At 61.7% G+C, this 24,744-nt stretch carries 21 protein-coding genes and 1 pseudogene; 10 read left to right on the top strand and 12 right to left on the bottom strand.

Annotated features, from left to right (window positions below; translation table 11 throughout):
* Positions 1-45: 45 nt before the first annotated feature.
* Genes ACMYUN_RS25405 through ACMYUN_RS25395 form a run of 3 tightly spaced genes read right to left on the bottom strand, consistent with a single transcriptional unit; the run spans position 46 to position 3,266 of the window.
* Positions 46-624, bottom strand: a complete 579-nt coding sequence (locus ACMYUN_RS25405) for a hypothetical protein (protein WP_415762113.1) — start codon at positions 622-624, stop codon at positions 46-48.
* A 1-nt stretch (position 625) separates the two neighbouring features.
* Entirely contained in the window at positions 626-2,788 is a 2,163-nt protein-coding gene (locus ACMYUN_RS25400; protein WP_415762112.1) for a molybdopterin cofactor-binding domain-containing protein, read from the bottom strand.
* Between the two features lie 22 nt (positions 2,789-2,810).
* Positions 2,811-3,266: a (2Fe-2S)-binding protein gene (locus tag ACMYUN_RS25395; protein ID WP_007956954.1), complete on the bottom strand. Its 456-nt coding sequence runs from the start codon at positions 3,264-3,266 to the stop codon at positions 2,811-2,813.
* Positions 3,267-3,517: 251 nt separating this feature from the next.
* Between ACMYUN_RS25395 and ACMYUN_RS25390 the strand changes: the two genes are divergently transcribed.
* Complete coding sequence (locus ACMYUN_RS25390; RefSeq protein ID WP_039763251.1) at positions 3,518-4,348, top strand: alpha/beta fold hydrolase; 831 nt, start codon at positions 3,518-3,520, stop codon at positions 4,346-4,348.
* 865 nt (positions 4,349-5,213) lie between these two features.
* On the opposite strand, the pseudogene ACMYUN_RS25385 reads toward ACMYUN_RS25390, so the two are convergent.
* Positions 5,214-5,605 (bottom strand): annotated as a pseudogene (locus ACMYUN_RS25385) (GFA family protein).
* Between the two features lie 168 nt (positions 5,606-5,773).
* Here ACMYUN_RS25385 and ACMYUN_RS25380 point away from each other — a divergent pair.
* Positions 5,774-6,607 carry a helix-turn-helix domain-containing protein gene (locus tag ACMYUN_RS25380; RefSeq protein WP_415762111.1) on the top strand — a complete coding sequence of 278 codons (834 nt, stop codon included), beginning with the start codon at positions 5,774-5,776 and terminating at the stop codon, positions 6,605-6,607.
* A 52-nt stretch (positions 6,608-6,659) separates the two neighbouring features.
* Here ACMYUN_RS25380 and ACMYUN_RS25375 read toward each other — a convergent pair whose 3' ends face one another.
* The 5 genes from ACMYUN_RS25375 to ACMYUN_RS25355 all read right to left on the bottom strand — a co-directional run bounded on the left by ACMYUN_RS25375 (position 6,660) and on the right by ACMYUN_RS25355 (position 12,667).
* Positions 6,660-7,247 (bottom strand): LysE family translocator, encoded by a 588-nt coding sequence (locus tag ACMYUN_RS25375; protein ID WP_130000059.1) that lies wholly within the window; start codon positions 7,245-7,247, stop codon positions 6,660-6,662.
* 433 nt (positions 7,248-7,680) lie between these two features.
* Positions 7,681-9,918 carry an ATP-binding protein gene (locus tag ACMYUN_RS25370; RefSeq protein WP_415762110.1) on the bottom strand — a complete coding sequence of 746 codons (2,238 nt, stop codon included), beginning with the start codon at positions 9,916-9,918 and terminating at the stop codon, positions 7,681-7,683.
* On the bottom strand, positions 9,915-10,520 hold the full coding sequence (locus ACMYUN_RS25365) for a biliverdin-producing heme oxygenase (RefSeq protein WP_415762109.1): 606 nt from the start codon (positions 10,518-10,520) through the stop codon (positions 9,915-9,917). The genes ACMYUN_RS25370 and ACMYUN_RS25365 overlap by 4 nt, the downstream gene beginning before the upstream one ends.
* 184 nt (positions 10,521-10,704) lie before the next feature.
* Positions 10,705-12,342, bottom strand: coding sequence for a malate dehydrogenase (quinone) (mqo, locus tag ACMYUN_RS25360; protein ID WP_415764002.1), 1,638 nt, complete (start codon positions 12,340-12,342; stop codon positions 10,705-10,707).
* Positions 12,343-12,391: 49 nt separating this feature from the next.
* The gene (locus ACMYUN_RS25355; RefSeq protein ID WP_039763258.1) at positions 12,392-12,667 is read right to left on the bottom strand and encodes a hypothetical protein; all 276 of its coding nucleotides are present in this window, start codon (positions 12,665-12,667) and stop codon (positions 12,392-12,394) included.
* 160 nt (positions 12,668-12,827) lie between these two features.
* On the opposite strand from ACMYUN_RS25355, the gene ACMYUN_RS25350 reads away from it, so the two are divergent.
* Entirely contained in the window at positions 12,828-13,946 is a 1,119-nt protein-coding gene (locus ACMYUN_RS25350; RefSeq protein WP_415762108.1) for a carboxylate-amine ligase, read from the top strand.
* Here ACMYUN_RS25350 and ACMYUN_RS25345 read toward each other — a convergent pair.
* On the bottom strand, positions 13,928-14,359 hold the full coding sequence (locus ACMYUN_RS25345; RefSeq protein WP_039763259.1) for a VOC family protein: 432 nt from the start codon (positions 14,357-14,359) through the stop codon (positions 13,928-13,930). The genes ACMYUN_RS25350 and ACMYUN_RS25345 overlap by 19 nt on opposite strands.
* 109 nt (positions 14,360-14,468) lie before the next feature.
* On the opposite strand from ACMYUN_RS25345, the gene ACMYUN_RS25340 reads away from it, so the two are divergent.
* From ACMYUN_RS25340 to ACMYUN_RS25330, 3 genes are all read left to right on the top strand, one after another.
* A complete protein-coding gene (locus tag ACMYUN_RS25340) occupies positions 14,469-15,551 on the top strand; it encodes a bifunctional transcriptional activator/DNA repair enzyme AdaA (protein WP_415762107.1) in 1,083 nt (360 codons plus the stop codon).
* A gap of 58 nt (positions 15,552-15,609) precedes the next feature.
* Entirely contained in the window at positions 15,610-16,227 is a 618-nt protein-coding gene (locus ACMYUN_RS25335) for a DNA-3-methyladenine glycosylase family protein (protein WP_415762106.1), read from the top strand.
* Positions 16,228-17,053: 826 nt separating this feature from the next.
* Complete coding sequence (locus ACMYUN_RS25330; protein ID WP_130000218.1) at positions 17,054-17,536, top strand: REP-associated tyrosine transposase; 483 nt, start codon at positions 17,054-17,056, stop codon at positions 17,534-17,536.
* A gap of 813 nt (positions 17,537-18,349) precedes the next feature.
* Here the strand turns inward: ACMYUN_RS25330 and ACMYUN_RS25325 are convergent.
* On the bottom strand, positions 18,350-19,966 hold the full coding sequence (locus ACMYUN_RS25325; protein ID WP_415762104.1) for a L,D-transpeptidase family protein: 1,617 nt from the start codon (positions 19,964-19,966) through the stop codon (positions 18,350-18,352).
* A 152-nt stretch (positions 19,967-20,118) separates the two neighbouring features.
* Here ACMYUN_RS25325 and ACMYUN_RS25320 point away from each other — a divergent pair, with 152 nt between their 5' ends.
* Positions 20,119-20,832 (top strand): murein L,D-transpeptidase catalytic domain family protein, encoded by a 714-nt coding sequence (locus tag ACMYUN_RS25320; protein WP_415762103.1) that lies wholly within the window; start codon positions 20,119-20,121, stop codon positions 20,830-20,832.
* Here the strand turns inward: ACMYUN_RS25320 and ACMYUN_RS25315 are convergent.
* Entirely contained in the window at positions 20,829-21,449 is a 621-nt protein-coding gene (locus ACMYUN_RS25315; protein ID WP_415762102.1) for a cell wall hydrolase, read from the bottom strand. The two genes, ACMYUN_RS25320 and ACMYUN_RS25315, sit on opposite strands and share 4 nt — an antisense overlap.
* A 198-nt stretch (positions 21,450-21,647) precedes the next feature.
* Here ACMYUN_RS25315 and ACMYUN_RS25310 point away from each other — a divergent pair, with 198 nt between their 5' ends.
* The 3 genes from ACMYUN_RS25310 to ACMYUN_RS25300 all read left to right on the top strand — a co-directional run bounded on the left by ACMYUN_RS25310 (position 21,648) and on the right by ACMYUN_RS25300 (position 24,542).
* Positions 21,648-22,499, top strand: coding sequence for a CAP domain-containing protein (locus tag ACMYUN_RS25310; protein WP_129999526.1), 852 nt, complete (start codon positions 21,648-21,650; stop codon positions 22,497-22,499).
* A gap of 119 nt (positions 22,500-22,618) precedes the next feature.
* The gene (moaA, locus tag ACMYUN_RS25305; RefSeq protein ID WP_415762101.1) at positions 22,619-23,617 is read left to right on the top strand and encodes a GTP 3',8-cyclase MoaA; all 999 of its coding nucleotides are present in this window, start codon (positions 22,619-22,621) and stop codon (positions 23,615-23,617) included.
* A 25-nt stretch (positions 23,618-23,642) separates the two neighbouring features.
* Entirely contained in the window at positions 23,643-24,542 is a 900-nt protein-coding gene (locus ACMYUN_RS25300; protein WP_039763268.1) for a bestrophin family protein, read from the top strand.
* Positions 24,543-24,744 lie beyond the last annotated feature (202 nt).

The raw sequence follows: 24,744 nt of genomic DNA, 5'->3' as shown, positions 1-24,744 counted from the left end.
CCGTAGACAGTCATGCGTTCAGCGTAGCGCTAAATCGCCGAGGCTTCACATTTGCGCCACCGGGCACGGCCCGCCGGCATCGGCCCACAGCTTGAATTGCGCGACGAAAATGTCGTGCGGGACCGGTACCGGCGCGCGCCCTGCCCCGGGATTCCAGCCCCACAGCACCAGTTTGTCTTCGCTGACGTGTTTTAACAGGGCGGCGAAGTCGCGATCGCCGTTGCTTGCGCGATCCTTGATCATTGCGCAGAGCTGGTCCGAGGGCAGGCCGATCCAGGCCATTTTGTGCGCGGCTGGCGGCAGGCTCCAATGCGGCGCACCCGGTGGCGCGTGAGGGCCGTAACTGGCCGGCGGATTGCTTTCGGCGTGGCAGGTCGCGCAGGGCAAACCGGCGGCGCCCTTGCCGTCCATGCCGCGCACCACATTCATGGCGTGAGGGATGCCGGCGTCGAACTGCAACGGCGAATCGCCGGGAATGTGGCAGTTCTGGCAGCGCGGGCTCTGGAACACTTTCTGCACCGTGCCAAAGGCTTGCAACGCCTGCTGATCCTCAGCAAACAGGTCCGAGGCATAGCCTCCAAGACCGAGCAACACGACGGTGCCCAACACCAGATGTCGTTTCATCTCACACCCCCGACAGTTGCAGTGGCAGTTCGCGCAGGCGTTGCCCGGTCAGGGCAAACACCGCGTTGGCCACGGCCGGCGCGGTCGGCGGTACGCCGGGCTCACCAATGCCGCCGGGTTTTTCGCTGCTGGGGACGATATGCACTTCCACCACCGGCATTTCGTTGAGCCGCAGCACCTGGTAATCGTGATAGTTGGACTGCACGACGCCGCCGTCCTTGACGGTGAGTTTGCTGTGCAACGCCATGCCGAGGCCGAAGGTGATGCACGACTCCATCTGCGCGGCGATGCTCTGCGGGTTCACCGCAATGCCGCAGTCGACGGCGCAGACCACTCGATGCACGCGAATCGCCAGATTGTCCTGCGACACCTCGGCAACCTGCGCCACGTAGCTGCCGAATGACTCGTGTACCGCCACGCCGAGGGCATGCCCGTCCGGCAACGGCGCGCCCCAGTGGGCCTTCTCCACCGCCAGATTGAGCACGCCGAGATGGCGCGGGTGCGCCTTGAGCAGCGTGCGTCGGTATTCCACCGGATCCTTGCCCGCCGCCGTCGCCAGTTCATCGATCAGCGATTCCATGACGAACCCGGTATGGGTATGGCCCACCGAACGCAGCCACAGCACGTTGATGCCGGTCTGCGGCGAATGCAGGTCGACCTGATGATGAGGCAGATCCTTGATATACGGACTGTCGGCGACGCCCTCGACCGACGTCGCATCGATGCCGTTCTTGACCATCGCCGCCTCGAGCATCGTCCCGGTCATGATCGACTGCCCGACCAGCACATGCTGCCAACTCATCGGCAAGCCATCGGCGCCCAGCCCGACCTGCGCCTTGTGCAGGTACATCGAGCGGTAATAGCCGCCGCGAATGTCATCCTCGCGCGCCCAGACGGTTTTCACGGGCAGGCCCGCCGCTTTCGCTACCTGCACGGCTTCGGCGACGAAGTCCGAGGTCGGATTGGCGCGGCGACCGAAGCCACCACCGAGGAACTCGGTGTGAATTTCAACCTGCTCGGGTTTGAGCCCGGTGATCTTGCTGGCGACCATTTGGTCCAGCGTCTGAAATTGCGTGCCGGTCCAGATTTCACATTTGCCGGCGCTGATTTTCACCGTGCAGTTGAGCGGTTCCATCGGCGCGTGGGCCAGATACGGCACGCTGTATTCGACCTCGATTTTCTTCGTGGCCTTGGCGAAATTGGCTTTGGCGTCTCCAGCCTGCGTGGCCGAGGTGCCCGGAGTCGCTGCCAGTTTGCGGAAACTCTCCAGCAGTTTTTCACTGCTCATGTCGGCCAGTGGCCCAAGATCCCAGTCAACCTTCAGCGCATCACGGCCCAGCTTCGCCGCCCAGAAATGCTCGGCCACCACCGCTATCCCGCTGGGCACCTGCAGCACTTTGTGCACGCCGGGGATTGCCAGCGCTGCGGCGCCTTCGAAGGATTTCACCGTGGCACCGAACACCGGGGCGCGGGCGACCATCGCGGTCATCAGGCCTTCGAACTGCACGTCCATGCCGAATTTGGCGCGGCCGGTGATCTTTTCCGGGGTGTCGAGGCGCTTGGTCGGTTTGCCGATGACTTTCCAGTCCTTGGCTTCCTTGAAGGTGATGGTTTTCGGATCCGGCACCGGCAGTTGCCCGGCGGCATCGGCCAGTTCGCCGTAGGTCGCGCGTTGGTCCCCGGCGATGACCACGCCGGACTCAGTGCGAATCGTCGACGGCGCGACGTCGAAGCGTTTTGCTGCGGCCTCGACCAGCATCTGCCGGGCCGTCGCCCCGGCCAGTCGGTAGCGGTCGAATTCCATCCAGGTCGAGGTCGAGCCTCCGGTGATCTGCATGCCGCCGAACGCCGGCAAACCATAATCCGCCGCTGAGGCTGGCGAGTGCTCGACGCGGATTTTCGACCAGTCGGCGTCCAGTTCCTCGGCAATCAGCATGGTCAGGCCGGTCCAGATGCCCTGACCCATCTCCGAATGGCCGAGCAGCACGGTGACGCTGTTGTCCGCCGCGATCCGCAGGAACGCATTGGGTGCGAACGTCTTGTTTTCATTCTCTGCCGCGCGGGCGAAGCGATTGGCCCCGGGCACCACAAACGCCACCATCAGGCCGCCACCCAGCACGGCGCTGCCCTTGAGAAACCCGCGACGCGATACCGGACTGTTCATCGTCTATCTCCCAGAGATTGAATCAGCCGATGTCGGCGGCGCGTTTGACCGCTGCGCGAATGCGCGGATAGGTGCCGCAGCGGCAGATATTGCCGGAGAGCGCCTGATCGATATCGCTGTCGGTGGGCTTGGGAATTTTCGCCAGCAACGCGGCGGCGGACATGATCTGCCCGGACTGGCAGTAACCGCACTGCACCACATCGAGTTCGGCCCAGGCTTGCTGCACCGGGTGCGAGCCATCGCTGGACAAGCCTTCGATGGTAAGGATTTTCTGCCCGTGGGCGACGGCAGTGGCCGGGGTGATACACGAACGTAATGGCGCGCCGTCAACGTGCACGGTGCAGGCGCCGCACTGGGCCATGCCGCAACCGAACTTGGTCCCGGTCAGGTGCGCGACATCGCGCAGAACCCAGAGCAGCGGCATGTCGGCGGGGACATCGAGCTCCTGATCCTTGCCATTGATATTCAGGGTCAGCATCGGGTGATTTCCTCAGACTCACGGTGTGGCGAAGGGGCGTCGCTGTGGTCGCAAAAACCTACGGATGCCCGCGCTTATCCCTTTCAGCAAAGCCTAATTTGCGCAGCAAGCGAGACGTTGTGACCAGCGGTCATGCAGACCGCAGCTTTGCTCCTACAGTTGATAACGGCTCGCAGTGAGTCGTCGTACCTCTGCACTTTCGGTACGCGACACATCGCGTTTGACCTTCCTTTGAGTCAGGAGCATTACCCATGGGCTTTGTCACCACTCGAGACGGCGTCGACATCTTCTACAAGGACTGGGGCCCGCGCGACGCGCCGGTAATCCACTTCCACCACGGCTGGCCGCTCAGTTCGGATGACTGGGATGCGCAGATGCTGTTCTTTCTCGCGCAGGGCTTTCGGGTGATTGCTCATGATCGACGCGGGCATGGCCGCTCCAGCCAGGTCTGGGACGGCCATGACATGGATCACTACGCCGACGATGTGCTGGCCGTGGTCAATCATCTGGGTACGAGCAACGTTGTGCATGTCGGCCACTCCACCGGCGGCGGCGAAGTGATCCACTACATTGCCCGACATGGTCAGGACAAGGTCAGCAAAGCGGTATTGATCAGCGCCGTACCACCGCTGATGGTGCAGACCGAAAGCAATCCGGGCGGTTTGCCGAAATCGGTGTTCGATGGCTTTCAAGCGCAGTTGGCGGCGAATCGCGCGCAGTTCTATCGCGATGTGCCGAGCGGCCCCTTCTACGGCTACAACCGCCCCGGCGCCGAGCCCTCCGAGGGAATCATCGCCAACTGGTGGCGCCAAGGCATGATCGGCGGCGCCAAGGCGCATTACGACGGCATCGTCGCGTTCTCGCAGACCGACTTCACCGAAGACCTGAAAAAAGTCACCGTGCCGGTTCTGGTCATGCACGGCGAGGACGACCAGATCGTGCCCTACGCCAACTCCGGGCCGTTGTCAGCGAAACTGCTGCCCAACGGCACGCTGAAGTCGTATCCGGGCTTCCCGCATGGCATGCCAACGACGCAGGCTGAAACCATCAATGCGGATTTGCTGGCGTTTATTCGCGGGTAATCACCTCAAGAAGGATTACCGCGATATTGGCAAATACTGATCCCCTGTGGGAGCGGGCTTGCCCGCGAAGGCGTCTCTCCAGTCTAGTTAGCTGCGAATGACACTCCGCTTTCGCGAGCAAGCTCGCTCCCACAGCTGGTATCGGGTTTATCCGACACAGACTGGTCGGCGGGAAGGCCGCCATCGCTGGCAAGCCAGCTCCCACAGGGATCAGGGTAGATCCGCTATTCATTCGCATCTTTGAGATAGCTATCGCGAGCAAGCTCACTCCCACAGTTGGTAATGGGTTTATCCGACACAGACTGGTCGGCGGGAAGGCCGCCATCGCTGGCAAGCCAGCTCCCACAGGGATCAGGGTAGGCCCGTTATTCACTCGTATCTTTGAGATAGCTATCGCGAGCAGGCTCGCTCCCGCAGAAAAGCAAAGCAGCGCAGCTGCCCGCGGCACAGCCGCCCCACTCAACAATGAGCGCAAGCTCGAGTGCTCTTGATCTTGATCCACCGGCGACGTCGGAAGGCTGAGTGGAGGGATTGATCCGGGCGTGGGAGCGCAGCGACCGTCTGGCGCAGCCAGACACAGCGGAAGGAGGTGCAGCGAAGCAAACCGGAGCCGCTGCGCCCGGATCGATCCCGCAGCGAAGGAACCCGAGCCTGCGAGGGCCGAACGCAGGAGCAAGCCTTTTGGGTTACCTTTTTGGCGTTTGAAAAAGGTGACCCGCCGTAAGGGCGGAACCCTAAGCAGCCGTTACCGCAGCAACGGATATGTACTCGGTCAACCAGAACAAATCACCGCTCGACAAAAAGCCTTCGCGAGCAGGCTCACTCCTACAGAAATCGCAGGTGTGCTGAACGTTGAATCAATCCCCTATCCCTCTGCCCGCCCTTTGCCTTCACGATCCCCCGGTAGTGCCTGGCCAGCGGAAAATCCGGCAGCCAGGATTCGCGACGCACAGTCCAGCTCTCATAGGTGGGTTTCAACTGATCCGGCGCATCCAGCGCGCCGAGGTTCACCTCGACCTCATCACCACTGCGGTTGAACACCGACGAGCCACAGCGCGGGCAGAAATGTCGACCTTGATACTCGTGGGTTTCACCGCTAATGGTCACAGCGCCCTCAGGAAATATCGCCGAGGCATGAAACAGCGCGCCGTGGACCTTGCGACAGTCCAGGCAATGGCACAGTCCAACCCGGTAAGGCTCGCCAGAAACTTGAAAGCGCACAACGCCGCACAGGCATCCGCCGGCAAATATATTCATGGTTCAGCTCCATCGCGCCCGTGGTGTCACGTCCCCCAGAGCCTATAACAGTCGGGGCTGCAATGCAGGCGATGTTTCAGATGAAAGAACTCGATGTTGCCGCGCTGCAACAGGCATTCGCGGGCCAGAGCTAATACACTCAGACGCTGACCTGCCGGGACGATCACGATGAAACACGCCGCTGCGAAAAACCCCGAGAAAGCCCCGCGCTTCTGGCGCGACGACGCCCTGCCCTTCATCGAAGCGCGGGCCATCGCGGATGGGCGTGAGGTTTGTTATGCGCGGCATTCCCATGCGCACTTTTCCATCGGCGCAATCACCGCCGGGCGCAGTACTTATGTGCATGAACAGGCGCAGTACGAGGTGGCGGCCGGCACCGTGGTGCTGATGAATCCTGGCGATGTGCATGCGTGCAATCCGATCGATGATCAGCCGTGGTCGTATGTGATGTTGTATGTCGAAACGCCGTGGCTGACCGATTTGCAGCATCAGTTGGGGTTTGCCGCTGAGCTGGAGTTTCGGCGTTTTTCCGACACGCATCTGGCCGATGCCGAGTTGTTCGGCAAGTTGATGGGGTTATATGAAGTGTTGGTTGACGATCAGTTGGAGCCGCTGGCGAAACAGAGCGCGGCTGTGGAGTTTTTCAGTGATTTGCAGCTGCGTCTGAATCCTGCTGCTCAGCCGATACGTGAGCCTAACTTCAAGCTGGAACGTGCCGCTGATTTCATCCGGGGACATTGCACCGAAGTGCTTAGCCTCGAGGCGATCTGCGCAGCGGCGCAGCTGTCGCCGTCGTACCTGATTCGAGCGTTCAAGCAGCGTTACGGGATGACGCCCCATGCCTTCGTGGTCAACCAGCGCATCCAGTTCGCCCGCGAGCGCTTGCGCAGCGGGCGGTTGATTGCCGATGTGGCGCTAGAGGCTGGATTCGCCGATCAGGCGCATTTTCAGCGAGCGTTCAAACAGCATCTGGCGGCGACGCCGGGGCAGTATCGCGGCTGAGTTTTATCTGCCGTACATGCAAACCCCTGCACTCGTCAGCGCCTACAGAAAATCAGGTGATCAGGAGATAAAGCGCACTCACCGCCAGCAACAACGCCATCACCCGGTTGAACCAGCGCATCCCCGCCGCGTTGCTCAGATAGCCGCGCAAAAACGTCCCGGCATACGCCCAGCAGCCCACCGACAGATAGCAGATCACCAGATACACCGCCGCAAACTGCCAGACCAACCGTGCCTCGCCATCAGCGACAAACGCGCCCATGCCGGCCACGCACGCCAGCCAGGCCTTGGGGTTGAGCCATTGCATCACCGCGCCATAGAGCATCGACGGCGCGCGGCCGGACTCGCGGGTGTTCAGTTGGCCGTCATCGCTGGCCAGTTTCCAAGCCATGAACAACAGAAACGCCACCCCGGCCCATTGCACCACCCGCGTCATGAACGGCCACAGTTGCAGCACCTCATGCAGGCCCAGGCCCATCAGCACCAGCAACAGCACAAACCCCAACGTCGCCCCGGCGACATGCCGCTGGCTGGCGCGGAACCCGTACTGCGCGCCGGAACTCAAGGCGACAATATTGACCGGCCCGGGGGTGATGGAAGCGGCCAAGGCAAATGCCGCCATGGAAAGAATCAGACTCATTGCACACCTGCTTCGAATGAGGAACGAGGTGGCTACGGTAGCGGGCGCCGGGGGTGCGGTATTGAAGAAAATGCCCCTGAGGATGCGAATCCTCTGGCGAAAGCGGTGTGTCAATCAACCCAATGTTGGCTGGGCTGACGCCTTCGCGAGCAAGCCCGCTCCCACCGGGTTGTGTGTGAAATGCAATCTCGGGCCTACCGCAAAACCTGTGGGAGCGAGCTTGCTCGCGAAAGCGGTGTGTCAATCAACCCTATGTTGGCTGGGATGACGCCTTCGCGAGCAAGCCCGCTCCCACCGGGTTGTGTGTGAAATGCAATCTCGGGCCTACCGCAAAACCTGTGGGAGCGAGCTTGCTCGCGAAAGCGGTGTGTCAATCAACCCAATGTTGGCTGGGATGACGCCTTCGCGAGCAAGCCCGCTCCTACAGGGGCACTCAGGCCAGGCGCGGTACGGTGAAGCGGAATTCGCTGCCCTGCCCCGGCTCGCTCTCGGCGACGATCTGGCCGCCATGGGCTTCGACGATGCCTTGGGTGATGTACAAACCCAGGCCCGTGCCGGTCGGGTTGCCTTCTTTGACCGTCCAGTAACGATCAAACACATGCGGCAAGTGCTCTTTGGGAATGCCTTCGCCGCTGTCGCGCACGATGAAGACAATCTCATCGCCCACCGATTTGGCGTGTACGCCGACAGTGCCCATGCGTGGGGTGAACTTGATGGCGTTGCCGACCAGGTTCGACAGCACCTGAAACAGCCGCTCGGGGTCGGCATGGATGCGCAAATCAGGATCGGCCTGGAAGGAAATGCTGATGTCCTTGTCATGGGCCAGCGGCGACAGCAGCGACTGCGCCTCTTCGAAGATCAGCCCGACGTCCAGCGGTTGCGGTGTGATGGAATAGCGCCCGGCGTCGATTTTCGAAGTATCGAGCAGGTCCTCCAGCAGCGTATTCATCCGCGCCGTGGCCTGCTGCATGGTGTCGATCGCCGTAGAGATGCGCCGCGAAGTGTGCGCCCCCTCCGAGCTGAAGGCTTTCTGCATCATGCCGCAGAGCATCGAAATCACCGTCATCGGGTTACGCAGATCGTGGGAAACCACCGCCACCAGTTCATCCCGCGCTCGCACGGCCTCTTGCTCGCGACGGACCTGGCGGGCCAGATCATTTTCCAGTGCCGAACGGCGCAGATCGTTGGCGGCGAACAGATCGCCGTGGCTCCATTTGGTGGAGATCCCGGCCATCTCGACTTTCCAGATCTCGAACGAGGTACGCGGCCGCAGGCGCAGGCCGGCGTCGGAGTTTTCCAGGTCCAGTGGTTTGCGCGGGTCACCGCTCCAGTTGATGTTTTCCTTCACTTCCGGGCGGAACCACAGCACGCCGTTGTCCACCGGTTTGGGCAGGCTCAAGGCGAGCACACCGCTGGCCACCGCCTGATACTGCTCCGCCGGCGGATAAACGCTGGACAGATGATGGCTGGCAAACACCGGCTCGCCGCGCGCCTGCAGCCATTTGTGCAGCGCGCGAATTTCTTCCGGCTCAGGGCAGTTGCCGTAACGGTGCAATTGCTTGTCTTCGATGATTGCGATGCCACCGGCATTGACCAACGCCATCAACGTCGCCGGCTGCTGGGCGAGGCCGTCGAACACGTTCTGCGGCGAATCGACCATCGCCTGATTGAGCCGCGCCAGCGCCTCGACCTTCTCTTCACGCTGACGGGTCAGTTCAAGGGTTTCCATCGCACTGATCTGCAACGAGAGGACCTGGCCGATGGTCTGGCAGGCCATGCGCAATTCATGCGGCACGTGCAGCGGCTGGCGGTTGCCGCAGCTGATCAGGCCCCAGAGCTTGTCGCCCTTGAGCAGGGAAATGCTCATCGACGACAGCACGCCCATGTTTTTCATGTACTGGCAGTGAATCGGCGAGACGCTGCGCAGCGTGGCGAAACTGAGGTCCAGCGGTGTCTGCGTGTCCGGGCGCAACTTCGGCACCAGTGGCACCGGCTGATAATCGGCGTTGGGGATGATCCGCAGCCAATTGGTGCGATACAGCTCGCGCGCCTGCTCGGGAATGTCCGAGGCCGGGAAGAACAGGCCGTTGAACACTTCCATCGACGGATCGGAGGCTTCAGCGATGACCTGACCGTGGCCCTCCTCCTCGAAGCGATAGATCAGCACCCGGTCGTAACCGGTCATCGCCTGGATTTCCTTGACGCTGATGTCGTACAGGGCCTGCAGCGTGGTTGCCGCTTGCAGGCGCTGGAGCATGCGGCCCAGATGAGTCTTGACCCCGGCGACGTTGCGCGGCTGGAAATTCTGTACGTGGATCTCAAGCTCAAGAATCAGCACGCCCTGATGGCGATGCAGCAACCCTTCGAACGCGGTGCCGTTGAGCTCGAAACGCAGTGGCGCCGCTTCGGAGAATGTCGTCTGCTGCAGGGCTTCGAGCACTTGCGCGGCGTGCTCGGCGCCGATCAGGCTGTGCAGTGGCTGGCCGATCAGCGATTCGGGCGCACGGGCCAGCAGAGTTTCGACGTTGGCACTGACCTGAATGATCTGCAGCGCAGGCTCGGTCAGGGTCAGCAGCAAACCATGGGGCTGGATCGCGCCGGGAAAGCGGATCGGCTCGTCGGCACAGTTGGCCAGCAGTTCTTCAAAGGCTTGTTGGTCTTGCGGGTTCATGCCAGTACCTCCTGGCGCTCGAGCCACTGCTCGAAACAGCTGAATGTGGTTTGTGCTGCGCTGACCACGGCCGCGCGTTCGCTGGCCGCCATGGGCCGGTTGCTCAGGTATTCAATGAACTCGCGCCAGCGCCGCCCCGTGGCAGCGCCGTAGACATCGAGAAACGCGGCGCCGTTGTCGGCGTCCAGATTCAGCCGCGCGGCGATTTCCCGTCGCAGGATCTGCCCGCCGAGGGTCGCGCCTTCAAGCACGTACAGAACGCCAAGGCTGGCAGCGCTGGAGTCGATAACCGGCAGATCCTCACACAGTGGCAAATCATCAGCGGTTGCGCCCAACGCGCGCAGGTCGGCGCGCAGGGTTTGAGCCTTCAGACGCGGCGTCAGGTTGAAATCGTCCGGGACCGCACCACTGGCGAGCAACGCCTGTTCCAGCGGTTGATAGAAACCGTAATAGGCCTGCATCAAGCGCTCGAAAGCGGGGGTATCGAGGGTATCGGAGAAAAAAGGAAGGCGTTTTTCCAGTGCGATGTGCAGTTCGGCTGTGCCGGCCCGCAGATCCTGCAGCACCGGTGGCACATAAACCTCACGGGCCTTTGCTTGCATGTAGATCGCTCTTGGTGGGACCCGGCAGGGGCCATTCTGGGTGGGCTCGACGTGGGGAGGAATTTATCACGACAGACAGCGTTTCTGCCTGCCAGGGCGATTATTTCTGCCGAACCGCGACCCTATGACACGTTCAGAGTGGCGCCGGATCAAAAAAGTTCGACCCGCGCCACATCTGCCAATCTCAGGGCTTGAGATCGGGATCGCTGTCCAGATTCTTCTGCTGCACAGCGTCGATATTGCCCGGCGGGTTTTGCGCCGGGGCCTGATCGATGCCCGGTGGTGGCGTAAGTTGCAGCACTTCGCTGGTGTAGCGCCACTCCTCCATGACCTTGTCCGGGTGCTCGTTCAGGCGCGTGCCATAACTGGGCACGATCTGGCGCAGCTTGTCCTGCCACGGCGCCGAGGCCAGTTTGTCCTTGAACACCTTGCCCATCAGATCAAGCATGATCGGCGCGGCGGTCGAGGCCCCCGGCGACGCGCCGAGCAGCCCGGCAATGCTGCCGTCCTTGGAAGCGACCACTTCGGTACCGAGCTTGAGCACCCCGCCCTGCTGTTCATCCTTCTTGATGATCTGCACGCGCTGGCCGGCCTGCCACAGTCGCCACTCCTCTTTCTTCGCATGGGGGAAGTAGGTGCGCAGCGCCTCGAAACGGTCGTCATCGGACTGCATCAACTGGCCGGCGAGGTATTGCACCAGATCGAACTCGCGCACGCCGACCCGAACCATCGGCCAGAGATTGTGCAGGGTCGTACTGGCCGGCAGATCAAAATACGAACCCTCTTTCAAGAACTTGGTGGAGAACGTGGCGAACGGCCCAAACAGAATCACCCGTTTGCCATCGAGCACCCGCGTATCGAGGTGCGGCACCGACATCGGTGGCGCGCCGGTCGAAGCGATCCCATAGGCCTTGGCCATGTGCTGTTGCGCGACTTCGGGATTATCCGTGACCAGGAACGAACCACCCACCGGGAACCCGGCGTAGTCTTTCGCTTCCTCGATCCCGGACTTCTGCAGCAGCGGCAACGCCGCCCCACCCGCTCCGATAAACAGGAATTTCGCGTCGGTGGCGGCCGTGGTGCCGTCCTTGAGGTTCTTGTACTCAACGTGCCACGAGCCATCGTCGTTGCGCGTGATGTCGCGCACTTCCGTGGACAGCTTGAGGTTGAAGTTGTCGCGGCTTTGCAGATGGCTGACGAACTGCCGGGTGATCTCGCCGAAATTGACGTCGGTGCCGATCGGCGTCCAGGTGGCGGCGATCTTCTGCGTCGGATCGCGCCCCTCCATCATCAACGGCACCCATTGCTTGATCTGCTCCGGGTCTTCGGAATACTGCATCGGCCGGAACAAGGGGCTGGCCTGCAACGCCTCGTAGCGTTTCTTGAGGAAACGGATGTTGTCATCGCCCCAGACGAAACTCATGTGCGGCGTGGAGTTGATGAACGAACGCGGATTCTTCAGCACGCCGGTTTTCACCTGCCAGGCGAGGAACTGGCGGGTGATCTGGAACGCCTCGTTGATCTCGACAGCCTTGGTGATGTCGACCTTGCCGTCCTTCTCCGGCGTGTAGTTGAGTTCGGCGAGCGCCGAGTGGCCGGTGCCGGCGTTGTTCCAGCCGTTGGAGCTTTCCTCGGCGACCTGGTCCAGACGCTCGACCATTTCCATCGACCAGCCCGGCTCCAGTTCACTGAGCCAGACCGCCAGCGTCGAGCTCATGATGCCGCCGCCGACCAGCATCACGTCGACCCGTTTGGTTTGTTCGGCGTACGCCTGGCCAATGCCGACCGAGAGGGTCAAGGCGACCAGTGCGCATTTGCGCATCGGATGGTTCATAAAGGCCTCCTTCGGCTCTGTCGGCGCTAGTGCGAGTTTAGTCGGCGCTGTCGTTCTGCACGGACGGATCACCATTGGCCGGCACGCTGCTGTCGGGAACGGGTTTCGATGGGTTGTTCTCTTCGGCACCGGGATAACCCGGCAGACCGCGAGTATCGTCAGGTGTCATGACATCTTCGTTGTCGCGGCTCACATCCCAGTCGGTGGTGGCGTTCGGGTCTTCATCGCGCCCGGCGGTGCCGATGACGAAGCCGTCGTCGTTGGGATTGAGGGTTTCGTTGAGCGCTTTGTCGTTGCTGGACGGGTTGTTCATGTCTGCCTCCAGAGCACATTGGTAGGACCTTTTTTGAAAACCACGGGCCTTCCAAGTGCAATGGAAAAGACCAACGGTGCATTTCGCGGCGCTGGTCGCCTGGCGTGAACCACCGCTGCCGCGCGCGGTTCCCATGAGAAACAGTCGCTCGAGCAGCGCCATGACCAGCCCGCGATTTGGCATCGAAGAAGAATTTTTCCTGACCGACCTGCAGACCCTGCGCATGGTCGGCAGCCCTTCGCAGCCGGCCATCGAGGCATGTCGTGCGGCGCTGGGCGCGTGGTTTGCCACGGAGATGTTTCAGGGGCAGATAGAGGTGGCTTCGCCGGTGTTCAGCGACTTTGAGCATGCCGGCGATTTCTTGCGTGGCAGCCGTCAGGCCTTGCGCGCAGCGCTTGCGCCGTTTGGTCTGGGCGTGCTCAGCGCCGGCAGCCATCCGCTGGCTGACTGGCGAGAACAGATGCCGACCGAAGAAGAACATTTCCAGGACTTATTCGAACGCTACGGTCATGTCGCGCGGCGCAGCGTAGTGTCAGGTCTGCACGTGCACGTCGAGGTCGCGCAGCCGCTGGACCGCATCGCGGTGATGAATGAAGTGCTGCCGTGGACGCCGCTGCTGTTGGCATTGAGTTGTTCTTCGCCCCTCTGGAATGGCGTCGCCAGTGGTTTCATGAGTTATCGGCAGACGGCGTGTGACGAGTGGCCGCGCATGGGCATCCCGCCGCTGTTTGCCGATCAGCGCCATTACGATGAGCACGTGGCATTTCTCACGCGCATCGGTGCGATCACGCAGCCCGCCGAGTGCTGGTGGGGCGTGCGTCCGGCGGCGCGTTTTTCGACGCTCGAACTGCGTATGACAGACGCTTGCCCCAGGGTCGACGACGCGCTGACCCTGGCAGCGTTTTTCCGTGTACTGGTGGCCCACGCCAGCGCGCAGCGGCGCCCCGGATTGCTGTACGACCAGACCGCGCGTTCGATGCTGGAAGAAAATCGTTGGCGGGCCAAACGCTTGGGCACTCATGCGCGCTTTCTGGTCGAAGGCATCGACGGCGACTGTTCGATCGCGCAGTGGCTGGAGCTGGCCGAGCAGCGCTTTGCCGATACTGCGCAGGCCTTGGGCGCGGCGCAGTTGTTCGATCAGGCTCGCGCGATCATCGCCAGCGGCACCAGCGCCGATCGGCAACTGGCGCTGTTCGAGCAAGCATCTGAACAACCGCAAAACAACCGCTCGGCGCTGGCGCAAGTGAGCGAACTGTTGCTTCAGGAAACGTCTGGCTGAGCAATCTCGGACGCGCCCTTGAGTTCGACCTGATTACCGTCCGGGTCGAAACAGTACAACGACAGGCCGTAGCCCTCGGCGCCGAAACGTCTGGCGGCTTTTTCCACGGTCAGCCCGAATGATTGCAGATGAGCGCTGAGCGCGGCTTCGTCGAACGGCTCGATGCGCAGGCAGAAGTGATCGACGTTGCGCTTGTGCGTCTGCGCTGCGCCGCCGCCCTTGCGCCCGAGCTCGCCCGCCAGGTCGACCAGATCGATCATCGACGTGCCGGCCCGCAAATGCACCAGCCCTAACGGCTGGTTGTGCCTGACCACTTCGGCGCCGAACACTTTGCCGTAGAAATCGATGCTGCGTTGCAGGTCAGCAACGCGCAGGACGATATGGTCGATGTGCTGAATGGAAAACGGATGCATGGGCTGGCTTCCTTGAAAGCGGCGATCCGCTCATTGTGCGGCACCAGCAAAAAAATTCACTGTCGATTTTTCGGTGGAGCCATCGACAAAGCGGATTTACTCTCAGCCCATGAACATACCAGCCGCTGTCCTGCCGCCCCACGCCGAAATGGTTCGCGCCATGCTCGAGCGCGACACTGCCTATGAAGGCGTGTTCTTCACGGCCGTTAAAACCACCGGGATCTTTTGCCGCCCCAGTTGCACGGCGCGCAAGCCGAAACCGGAAAACGTCGAATTCTTCGCCCACGCCGACGAATGCCTGTGCGCCGGTTATCGCGCCTGCCTGCGCTGCAAACCGCTGGACGCGGCCGCCATCGCCCCGGATTGGGTGCAGCGCCTGCTCAACGCAGTGGACGCCGATCCGGAACGGCGCTGGAGCGATGCGCAATTGCTTGCTGAAGGCATCGAACCGCTGAAGCTGCGGCGCTGGTTCAAACAGCATTTCGGCATGACCTTCCATGCCTGGCTGCGCACCCGTCGCCTCGGCATGGCCTTGGGTGGAATCAGGCAAGGCACGTCGATCGATCACGCCGCGTTCGACTCCGGCTATGAATCGCTGAGCGGTTTTCGCGACGCGTTTCAGAAATCTTTCCACATCACCCCTGGCCGCGCCGCCAACAGTGAGCCGTTGCTGTTCACCCGCCTGACCACGCCGCTGGGGCCGATGATCGCCATGGCCGAACGTCGCGGACTGGTGCTGCTGGAGTTTCTCGATCGCCCGGCGCTGACCCGCGAGGTCGAAGCCCTGCAGAACCGTTATGGCTACGCCGTCGCGCCGGGGCACCACGCGCATTTGCAGCAGATCGAAGTGGAGCTGGCGGATTACTTCGCCGGCAAACTCACACAATTCAGCGTGGCACTGCATCTGCCCGGCAGCGCGTTCGCCCGCGAGGTCTGGGCGGCGCTGCTGCAAATCCCCTATGGCCACACCAGCACGTACGGCGCTATCGCCGCCGGGCTGGGCAAACCCGGCGCCAGCCGTGCAGTCGGCCTGGCCAATGGGCACAATCGTCTTTCGATCGTGGTGCCGTGCCACAGGGTGATTGGCGCGGACGGCTCGCTGACCGGCTATGGTGGCGGACAACCGCGCAAGGCGTTTCTGCTCAGGCTGGAGAACGCCGCACTGCAAATGACTCAACAATTGGCTTTTTGAAGCATGCAATCCATCAGGCAAAAAGGGATCTGGATGAGTACGACCGGTTCACGGCAGCATGGCTGACGGGTATGACCTGGCCAGCGCTTTTCTGGCCGCTACAGACGCTGACTGGCAGCGCCATATCCGCGCGGTTGGCCCGTGTCTGCATCAGCCACATCCGGCGCGCGATCCCTATGAGTCGCTGGTCCGCGCGATTGCCTATCAGCAACTGCACGCCAAGGCTGGCGATGCGATTCTCGGGCGTTTGGTGGGTTTGTTTCCCGGACAGGCGTTTCCGCGTCCGGAGCAGATTTTGGCTACTGATGTCGAGCGACTGCGTGCCTGCGGGTTTTCAGCGAGCAAGATCGCCACGATTCAGGGGATTGCCCAGGCGACGCTGGATGGCGTGGTGCCGGATTACCCGACTGCGCGGGCGATGGACGATGAAACGCTGATCGCACGCCTCACCAGTCTGCGCGGCGTCGGTCGCTGGACAGTGGAAATGCTGCTGATCTACAGCCTCGAACGCATGGACATCCTCCCCGCCGATGACTTTGGCGTGCGCGAGGGTTATCGACGTTTGAAAGGCCTGGAAATCCAGCCGACACGCAAAGAAATGATCGAAATCGGCCGAGCCTGGAGCCCGTATCGCACGGTGGCGGCGTGGTATTTGTGGCGGGTGGGCAGGGGCTAGGCATCAAACGGCGTCAACTCAACCATCTGCACTGAATTTGCTGCCCTATTCGTGAGCAAGCCCACTCCTACATTCAACTGGCGCAGGCGCGAAATCTTCCAACACCATCAATCCCCCTGTGGGAGCGGGCTTGCTCGCGAAAGCGTCAGGTCAGGCGACATCATTGCTGACCGTACCGCCGCCTTAGTGAGCAAGCCCACTCCCACATTCAACTGGCGCCAGACGCAAAATCTTCCCACACCATCAATCCCCCTGTGGGAGCGGGCTTGCTCGCGAAAGCGTCAGGTCAGGCAACATCACTGCTGACCGTACCGCCGCCTTCGTGAGCAAGCCCACTCCCACATTCAATTGGCGACAGGCGCAAAATCTTCCAACACCATCAATCCCCCTGTGGGAGCGGGCTTGCTCGCGAAAGCGTCAGGTCGGGCAACATCGCTGCTGACCGTACCGCCGCCTTCGTGAGCAAGCCCACTCCCACATTCAATTGGCGACAGGCGCAAAATCTTCCAACACCATCAATCCCCCTGTGGGAGCGGGCTTGCTCGCGAAAGCGTCAGGTCAGGCAGCATCACTGCTGACCGTACCGCCGCCTTCGTGAGCAAGCCCACTCCCACATTCAACTGGCGGCAGACGCAAAATCTTCCAACACCATCAATCCCCCTGTGGGAGCGGGCTTGCTCGCGAAGGCGTCGGGTCAGACAACATCGCTGCTTAATCCCCTCAGCAGGAGTCTGATACGCAGACACATCCTGCCAACAATCATCACATCCGGCTCTTCCAGCTCGGCTAGCCTTTCATTCCAATCAATCATGAACAAGGCAAAGGAATGCCCGAACGATATTCGTCTCACCGTCTCAGAATCGGCCGCTTTTGCGAACAGAACCGCATTTACCTGCTCACGGCCAACACCTTGCATCGCGAGCCGGTTTTCAAGAATCACGATCTCGGCAGATTAGTAGCTAACCAGTTCCAGCGAGCGCAAACAGAAGGTTTGGCCGATACGTTGGCCTGGGTGGTCATGCCGGATCATTTCCACTGGTTGGTCCAGTTGCAAAATGGAACACTGGGACAACTGATGTGCCAGACGAAGTCCCTGAGCACCAGAGCCATCAATGTGGCGAGCGGTCGAACAGGTAGCCTGTGGCAACAGGGTTTTCATGATCGTGCGCTACGGCAAGAAGAGAGTCTGGTGCAAATGGCCAGATATGTAGTGGCCAACCCGCTACGCGCGGGTCTGGTGCAAAAGCTTGATGATTACTCACTCTGGGATGCAATTTGGGTCAGCCGAACCCTACCGCCGCCTTCGTGAGCAAGCCCACTCCCACATTCGACTGGCGACAGGCGCAAAATCTTCCAACACCACAGATCCCCTGTGGGAGCGGGCTTGCTCGCGAAAGCGTCAGGTCGGGCAACATCGCTGCTGACCGTACCGCCGCCTTCGTGAGCAAGCCCACTCCCACATTCAATTGGCGACAGGCGCAAAATCTTCCAACACCATCAATCCCCCTGTGGGAGCGGGCTTGCTCGCGAAAGCGTCAGGTCGGGCAACATCGCTGCTGACCGTACCGCCGCCTTCGTGAGCAAGCCCACTCCCACATTCAACTGGCGCAGACGCAAAATCTTCCACCACCATCAATCCCCCTGTGGGAGCGGGCTTGCTCGCGAAAGCGTCAGGTCAGGCAACATCACTGTTGACCGTACCGCCGCCTTCGTGAGCAAGCCCACTCCCACATTCAACTGGCGGCAGACGCAAAATCTTCCAACACCATCAATCCCCCTGTGGGAGCGGGCTTGCTCGCGAAAGCGTCAGGTCAGGCAGCATCACTGCTGACCGTACCGCCGCCTTCGTGAGCAAGCCCACTCCCACATTCAACTGGCGGCAGACGCAAAATCTTCCAACACCATCAATCCCCCTGTGGGAGCGGGCTTGCTCGCGAAAGCGTCAGGTCAGGCAGCATCACTGCTGACCGTACCGCCGCCTTCGTGAGCAAGCCCACTCCCACATTCGACTGGCGACAGGCGCAAAATCTTCCAACACCATCAATCCCCCTGTGGGAGCGGGCTTGCTCGCGAAAGCGTCAGGTCGGGCAGCATCATTGCTGATGTATCGCTCCATACAACGTCAATGCGCCCGATCCAGCCCCACCAGCAATGCGCTGTCGCGACTGTAGATGTCTGGCGCGTAGCGTACATGGCCGGTGCTGTCGACTTGCGCCGTCCAGTAGGTCATCAGGATCGGCACCGGCGCCGACAAGCGAAATTCATGAGTCGTACCGCTTGCCAGCAACGTATCGGTGCGGGTCTTTTCGGCGGGGGACAGCAGCAGGTCGCGCAGTTGCAGCGGATGCTCGACGCGCACGCAACCGGAGCTGAACGCTCGCGGCCCCTTGTCGAACAGCGCTTTGCTCGGCGTGTCGTGCAGGTACACCGAGAACGGGTTGGGGAATCGAATGACCATCTGCCCCAGCGGATTGCGTGGACCGGCGTCCTGGCGCAAGAGGATATTGCCCGGGTTGTCCCAGTCGATGTCTGCGGCCGCCAGAGGCTGGCCGTTGGCGTCGAGCACTTGCAGGTTCTGGCGGCTGAGGAAGGTCTGGTCCTTGCGGATTTCCGGCAGCTTGTCTTCTTTCCAGATGGTCGGCGGCACGGTCCAGGTCGGGTTCAGTGTCAGGCGGGTGACGCGGGATTTGAGCAGTGGGGTCTGGCGTTCGGCGCGGCCGACCTGGGTGCGGGTCTGCCACACCGGTTGACCGCCCTGATACAGCGTCAGCTCAGCGGCCGCGACATTCACCACCAGCCCGCTGGGCTCCATGTCCTGGGCCATCCAGCGGAAACGTTCGAGATTGACGCGCAACTGATCGCGGCGGGTCAGCGGACTGATGTTCAGTTCGGCAATGGTGCCCGGCCCGACCACACCGTCAGCCTGTAACGAATGCGTGGCCTGAAAATGCTTCACTGCCTCCACCAGCACGTCATCGTAGGCATTTTCCGGCGGCACCAGCGCGTGTGCCAGATAGCCTTCGTTGTAGAGTCGTCGGGCCAGTTCCGGCACGCGCGGGTCTTCCATCGCCGGACGCAGCAACGGGCCGTTGCCCACCGGCTGCCATTGCGGCAAGGCTTGCAAGCGTTGCGCAGCATACAGCTGGCGCAGACTTTGATACTGCGGCAGATGCGGACGCGCCAGATCGAACGCCGCAGGAATGTCGTTCATGCCCGGCACGGCAATGCTGAGCAATTGCGCCTGACGGTCGGTCTGCGGACCGTCGACATGCCACAGCGGTTCGAAATGCGATTGCAACAGACGACCGTAATGCAGATCCTGCAAGGCCTGCAGATAGTTGCGGCTGATGTCGATGTCGGCGCACAGCTCACCATCCTGCGGCGGCGTTGTTGCCACGGCGTAGCGGTTCGGATTCAGGCCATCGTCGGCCAACAGCTGCAATTGCGCACGCAACGCCGGCAAGCGTGCCGGCTCCCCTGCCCATACCGGCATCCAGTCCTGCTGTTCATAGAACGCCTGCAATTGGCTCAAGGCCGGGGCGTTGAGGCGCGCGGCAATCGCCGGGCACGACTGCGCGAGACTGATCAACACCGCTTGCAACGGGCTGCGCGGTTCCACCGGCAATTGCGTCGCCGGTGTCGGCAGGGTTTCGAGCGGGGGCAGCGGCTCATCGGCGCAAGCGACAAACGGCGCAGCGAGCAAACAAATGCTCAAGTAGCATGCGTACTTTTTGAACAACTGCTTTACTCCAATCCATGGCCGTCCAGATGACGGCCAACCTTACATCAGGTGCGCTGAACAGTCAGGCTCGAACCGCGAGCCTGCGGGTATTGACTGGGAGTCAGGAGCCAAAGTGCCGTTTATGTAGCAAGTTGAGGACACTTTATAAAATGTTGACGTTTTTGCGCCGACTTCTGTTGAGCACCGCGACCGTTGTCGCCGTGACCAGCCCCGTATTTGCCGCCGGCAAGCCATCGCCGGTTCTCTACAACAGCCTCGCCCACGCCGCGCCGGAACTCAATCCCCAGGCGCTCAAAGGTGCATTGAACGCCATGCAATGCGCGGTCAACAACGGCGCGAAACCCTCGCGGCATCTGGCGATCATCGATTATTCGCAACCGTCCACCGAGCGCCGCCTGTGGATCTTCGACTTGAATAAAAAGAAGCTGGTGCTGCGCGATCTGGTCGCCCACGGCTCCAACTCCGGGGAGAACTTCGCCACGCAGTTTTCCAATCGCGAAGGCAGTTATCAGTCAAGTCTCGGCCTGTTCCGCACCCAGGAAAGCTACGAAGGCACCCACGGCTATTCACTGCGCATGGATGGGCTGGAACCGGGTTTCAATGATCTGGCCCGTGATCGCGCGATCGTGATTCATGCCGCCAGTTACGTGAACCCGCTGTGGAGCAAGCGTCAGGGCCGTATCGGCCGCAGTCAGGGTTGCCCCGCCGTGCGGCCGCAGATTGCCAAACAGGTGATCGATCGCCTGAAGAACGGCCAGTTCATGTTTTCCTGGTACCCGGATCAGCGCTGGTTGCAAAAGTCACCGTACCTGAACTGCCAGCCGCAGCAGGTGGCAAGCATTCTCAACACCCACGCCAGTTAACGCGCGTCGCCCCCGGCGGGTTTGTAGAACAGGAACCTGCCGGTCTGCGCGGTGTTGCGATAGGCCTTGGCCCAGCTCGGGCGCACGCCGCGATCGTGAAAATACAGGGCGCCGCGCGTGCGATCCTTGAGTTGACGGTTCAACGCCTTGCCAGCGATTTCCTTGGCCAGCGCGTATTCGGCATCCTCCTTGACCTGATCGGGCTTGCCGTCGCACCACCAGGAAAACTGGCAGTTGCCGGTTTCCGAGCCTTGCTTGACCACCGCACACACCGTGTCGGGAAAGCCATCGTGGCCGAGGCGATTCATCACCACGCTGGCGACGGCTTCCATTTCCGGGGTGTCCTTGCCCTTGGCTTCCCAATAGATACTGCGCGCCAGACAGGTCAGCGGATCGTCCAGCGGCGCGGCGCCTGCCGGGTCCACCGCTTGCGCTTCGGTGGGAGTGATGGCTTCGGATTTCGGCGCCGGCGCAGCGCTGACTTTATCCGCCGCTTTCTCCTCGAGTACCTCGGCTTTCTGTTCAGCTTTGGCCTCGATCGGCGCCTGCGTCCCGGCCCATGTCGCGCCGGTCAAAAAGATCCACAACAAACCGCCCGCCAAGCCTTTCGATCCCATGTCGGTTCTTCCGTCAGCGCCCGCGAAGGGCAGAGTGTTACGTCGGGGAGACGCCCGGTTTGCGGGGTCTTCGCAGAGTGTAGCGAGCAAATGCGCGGGCGTACCAGCGCAGAAAAAAATCCTCTGGAAAGAAAAAGGCATTCACTCATCGCAGGCCTTTCGCGCATCATGGGCGCATTCAGCTCAAGGGAGATTTCCATGCGCTTCATGCCGTCCGTTTTGCGTTGTGCCGCATTGTCGCTGGGTGTGGTGTTCGCCACCTCGGCGCTGGCCGGCGATGAACTGCAATTGATCGAGTCGATCAACAGCTATCGCAGCCAGCCGCAGCGTTGCGGCACACAGGCGTCGAACGAGTTGCCACCGCTGTCGGCCGATCCACGGCTGCGACTGCCTGCCAGCGGCGCGGTCGATTTGCAGCAGGCCATGACCAGCGCCCACTACCCGATGGTCAACGTGCAGGCGATTACCCTCAACGGCCCGCGAGATGCGGCGTCAGCAATGAAGGCGATTCAGGAAAGCTTCTGTCAGGTGGTGCTCGACCCGCAGTTTGTCGATATCGGCGTCAACCGCGTTGACCGCGACTGGCGCATCGTCCTCGCGCGGCCGTTGCTGACGGCGAAACTCGGCGATGCGCAAAGCGAAGGGCAAAAGCTGCTGGCGCAACTCAATACCGCGCGCGGCCAGGCGCGCCAGTGCGGCGGGCAGTCCTTCGCGGCGGCGGCACCGCTGGCGTGGAACGCCACGCTGGGCACTGTCGCTCAGGATCACAGCCGCGACATGGCCAACAACAATTATCTCGACCACAAGGACCGCGACGGCCGCACACCCGGCGACCGTGCCGAGCTGTCCGGCTACAGCGGGCAGCTGGTCGGTGAAAACATCGCTGCCGGGCAAGACACCGTCGGCAAGGTCGTTGACGGCTGGCTCGCCAGCCCCGGGCACTGCGCCAATCTGATGAACCCGCAATACCAGGAACTGGGCGCCGCCTATGCGACCGATCCGAAAAGCAACGCCGGTATTTACTGGACGGCAATGTTTGGCGCACCGTAAGGCATCATCGACGCCGTCAATCACTCGGTCAGCCAGAGTGATTGGACGGCATGGCGAGCGCAGCCTACCCTGCGCGATCTGCGCCCGCTGACGGCGTTCCACATCCACGAGGCGAGCCCATGACACAGCGTGAATTGATCGATGGTCACAACCGCCGCGTGGATTATCTGCGCCTGTCGGTTACCGACCGCTGCGATTTCCGCTGCGTGTATTGCATGGCCGAGGACATGCAGTTCCTGCCGCGCCAGCAGATTCTCACCCTCGAAGAGCTGTTTCAGGTGGCGCAAAGCTTCGTCGCCCTCGGCACGCGCAAGATCCGCCTGACCGGTGGCGAGCCGCTGATCCGCCCCGGTGTCGTGCAACTCTGCGAGCAGATCGCCGCCCTGCCCGGCCTGCGCGAACTGTGCCTGACCACCAACGGCTCGCAATTGGGCCGATTGGCCAAGCCGCTGTTCGACGCCGGGGTCAAGCGCCTCAACATCAGCCTCGACAGCCTCGATCCGCGCCGTTTCAAGGAACTGACGCGCACTGGTGATCTGGCGCAGGTCATCGACGGCATCGACGCTGCTCGTGCCGCCGGGTTCACCCGCACCAAACTCAATTGCGTGGTGATGCAGGGGCGCAACGACCACGAGATCAACGATCTGGTCAGTTTCGCCATCGAGCGTGAACTGGATATTTCCTTCATCGAAGAGATGCCGCTGGGCGCGATTGCTGAACACAGCCGCGCTGAGTCCTTCTACTCCAGCGCGCAAGTACGCGAGCGTATCGCCGAACGTTTTACCCTGATCGACTCGACCGAATCGACGCAAGGGCCGTCGCGCTACTGGCGCGTGGCCGAAGCACCGAACATTCGCCTGGGCTTCATTTCGCCGCACAGTCACAACTTCTGCGGCACCTGCAATCGCGTGCGCCTGACCGTCGAAGGTCGCCTGCTGCTGTGTCTGGGCAACGAGCACTCGATGGACCTCAAAGCCGTGTTACGCGCCCATCCGGGCCATCCGGAACGTCTGGAGAACGCGATCATCGAGGCGATGAAACTCAAACCGTATCGACACAACTTCGAAGTCAACGACGACGTGCAAGTGGTGCGTTTCATGAACATGACCGGCGGCTGACCAGCCCCCAGACGCGGACCGCGAGATGATCGTCAGACCGAAACCCAATCAGTTCGCCGTGCTGTTCACCCTCAAAGGCTCGATCGCCAAACGCATCGCTCTGCGCACCTTGATGGTCACGCTGCTGGCTGCAGTGATCGTGTTGATCGAAATCCTCGAGCCGAGTTACTTTGCCAAGGTCAACGCCACACCGTTCACCCTGCTCGGCCTGTCGCTGTCGATCTTCATGAGCTTTCGCAACAATGCCTGTTATGACCGCTGGTACGAGGCGCGCAAGGCCTGGGGCGAGGTACTGGTGCGGGTGCGTTCGGTGATGCGCGAAACCCAGGGCATTGCTGAAATCAGCCTGCGGGCGCCACTGTTGCGCAATCTCTGCGGTTTCGCCCACGCGTTGAACGCACGGCTACGTGGCGAAAACGAAGCGCGCGCCAGCGCCGACTGGCTAAGCCCGCCCATCGACACGGGGGCTCCGGACCACTGCGGACAGATTCTGCATCAAGTCGGGCGCCAGTGTTCGGAACTGGAAGCGAGCGGTGTGATCTCGGCGTGGCGCTATCAATTGCTGGCCAGTCACCTGACCAGCCTGACCCAGGCGCAGGCCGTCTGCGACCGCATCAAGACCACGCCGCTGCCCTTCCCTTACACCTTGCTGTTGCACCGCACGATTTACCTGTTCTGCATTCTGCTGCCGTTCGCCATGGCCGAATCCCTCGGCTGGCTGACACCGCTGTTCACGGCGATTGTCAGCTACACGTTTTTCGGCCTCGACGCGATTGCCGATGAGCTCGAAGACCCGTTCGGCCGCGATGAGAACGATCTGCCGACCGATGCACTCGTGCGCACCCTGGAGCGCGACGTGCTGTACGAACTGGGCGTCTCGCCATTGCCGCCCGCAGCGGAACCGGACGATTACGTACTGCGCTGAAGCGGGCCCGGCGTGTTCACTCTGAACCGAAGTGCTCGCGGAAACAGTTGAAATGCATTCTCCTGTGGGAGCGAGCCTGCTCGCGAAAAAGGCAACTCGGTCAATCAGCCCAAACGCCGGAAAGCGCCACCGACTAATCTTCCGTTTACACGCGCGCAAATTCCCCCTTACTATCCGGGCACACCGGTCGCCGGGTTCGCCC

Source organism: Pseudomonas sp. CP4, from assembly GCF_047758505.1.
Taxonomy (GTDB): Bacteria; Pseudomonadota; Gammaproteobacteria; order Pseudomonadales; family Pseudomonadaceae; genus Aquipseudomonas; species Aquipseudomonas fluorescens_AO.
This window is presented reverse-complemented; position numbering and strand designations above follow the sequence as displayed.

Coding starts and splice junctions, on each gene's coding strand:
- ACMYUN_RS25405 (WP_415762113.1), bottom strand. CDS start 624: ATGAAACGACATCTGGTGTTGGGCACCGTCGTGTTGCTCGGTCTTGGA.
- ACMYUN_RS25400 (WP_415762112.1), bottom strand. CDS start 2,788: ATGAACAGTCCGGTATCGCGTCGCGGGTTTCTCAAGGGCAGCGCCGTG.
- ACMYUN_RS25395 (WP_007956954.1), bottom strand. CDS start 3,266: ATGCTGACCCTGAATATCAATGGCAAGGATCAGGAGCTCGATGTCCCC.
- ACMYUN_RS25390 (WP_039763251.1), top strand. CDS start 3,518: ATGGGCTTTGTCACCACTCGAGACGGCGTCGACATCTTCTACAAGGAC.
- ACMYUN_RS25380 (WP_415762111.1), top strand. CDS start 5,774: ATGAAACACGCCGCTGCGAAAAACCCCGAGAAAGCCCCGCGCTTCTGG.
- ACMYUN_RS25375 (WP_130000059.1), bottom strand. CDS start 7,247: ATGAGTCTGATTCTTTCCATGGCGGCATTTGCCTTGGCCGCTTCCATC.
- ACMYUN_RS25370 (WP_415762110.1), bottom strand. CDS start 9,918: ATGAACCCGCAAGACCAACAAGCCTTTGAAGAACTGCTGGCCAACTGT.
- ACMYUN_RS25365 (WP_415762109.1), bottom strand. CDS start 10,520: ATGCAAGCAAAGGCCCGTGAGGTTTATGTGCCACCGGTGCTGCAGGAT.
- mqo (WP_415764002.1), bottom strand. CDS start 12,342: ATGCGCAAATGCGCACTGGTCGCCTTGACCCTCTCGGTCGGCATTGGC.
- ACMYUN_RS25355 (WP_039763258.1), bottom strand. CDS start 12,667: ATGAACAACCCGTCCAGCAACGACAAAGCGCTCAACGAAACCCTCAAT.
- ACMYUN_RS25350 (WP_415762108.1), top strand. CDS start 12,828: ATGACCAGCCCGCGATTTGGCATCGAAGAAGAATTTTTCCTGACCGAC.
- ACMYUN_RS25345 (WP_039763259.1), bottom strand. CDS start 14,359: ATGCATCCGTTTTCCATTCAGCACATCGACCATATCGTCCTGCGCGTT.
- ACMYUN_RS25340 (WP_415762107.1), top strand. CDS start 14,469: ATGAACATACCAGCCGCTGTCCTGCCGCCCCACGCCGAAATGGTTCGC.
- ACMYUN_RS25335 (WP_415762106.1), top strand. CDS start 15,610: ATGGCTGACGGGTATGACCTGGCCAGCGCTTTTCTGGCCGCTACAGAC.
- ACMYUN_RS25330 (WP_130000218.1), top strand. CDS start 17,054: ATGCCCGAACGATATTCGTCTCACCGTCTCAGAATCGGCCGCTTTTGC.
- ACMYUN_RS25320 (WP_415762103.1), top strand. CDS start 20,119: ATGTTGACGTTTTTGCGCCGACTTCTGTTGAGCACCGCGACCGTTGTC.
- ACMYUN_RS25315 (WP_415762102.1), bottom strand. CDS start 21,449: ATGGGATCGAAAGGCTTGGCGGGCGGTTTGTTGTGGATCTTTTTGACC.
- ACMYUN_RS25310 (WP_129999526.1), top strand. CDS start 21,648: ATGCGCTTCATGCCGTCCGTTTTGCGTTGTGCCGCATTGTCGCTGGGT.
- moaA (WP_415762101.1), top strand. CDS start 22,619: ATGACACAGCGTGAATTGATCGATGGTCACAACCGCCGCGTGGATTAT.
- ACMYUN_RS25300 (WP_039763268.1), top strand. CDS start 23,643: ATGATCGTCAGACCGAAACCCAATCAGTTCGCCGTGCTGTTCACCCTC.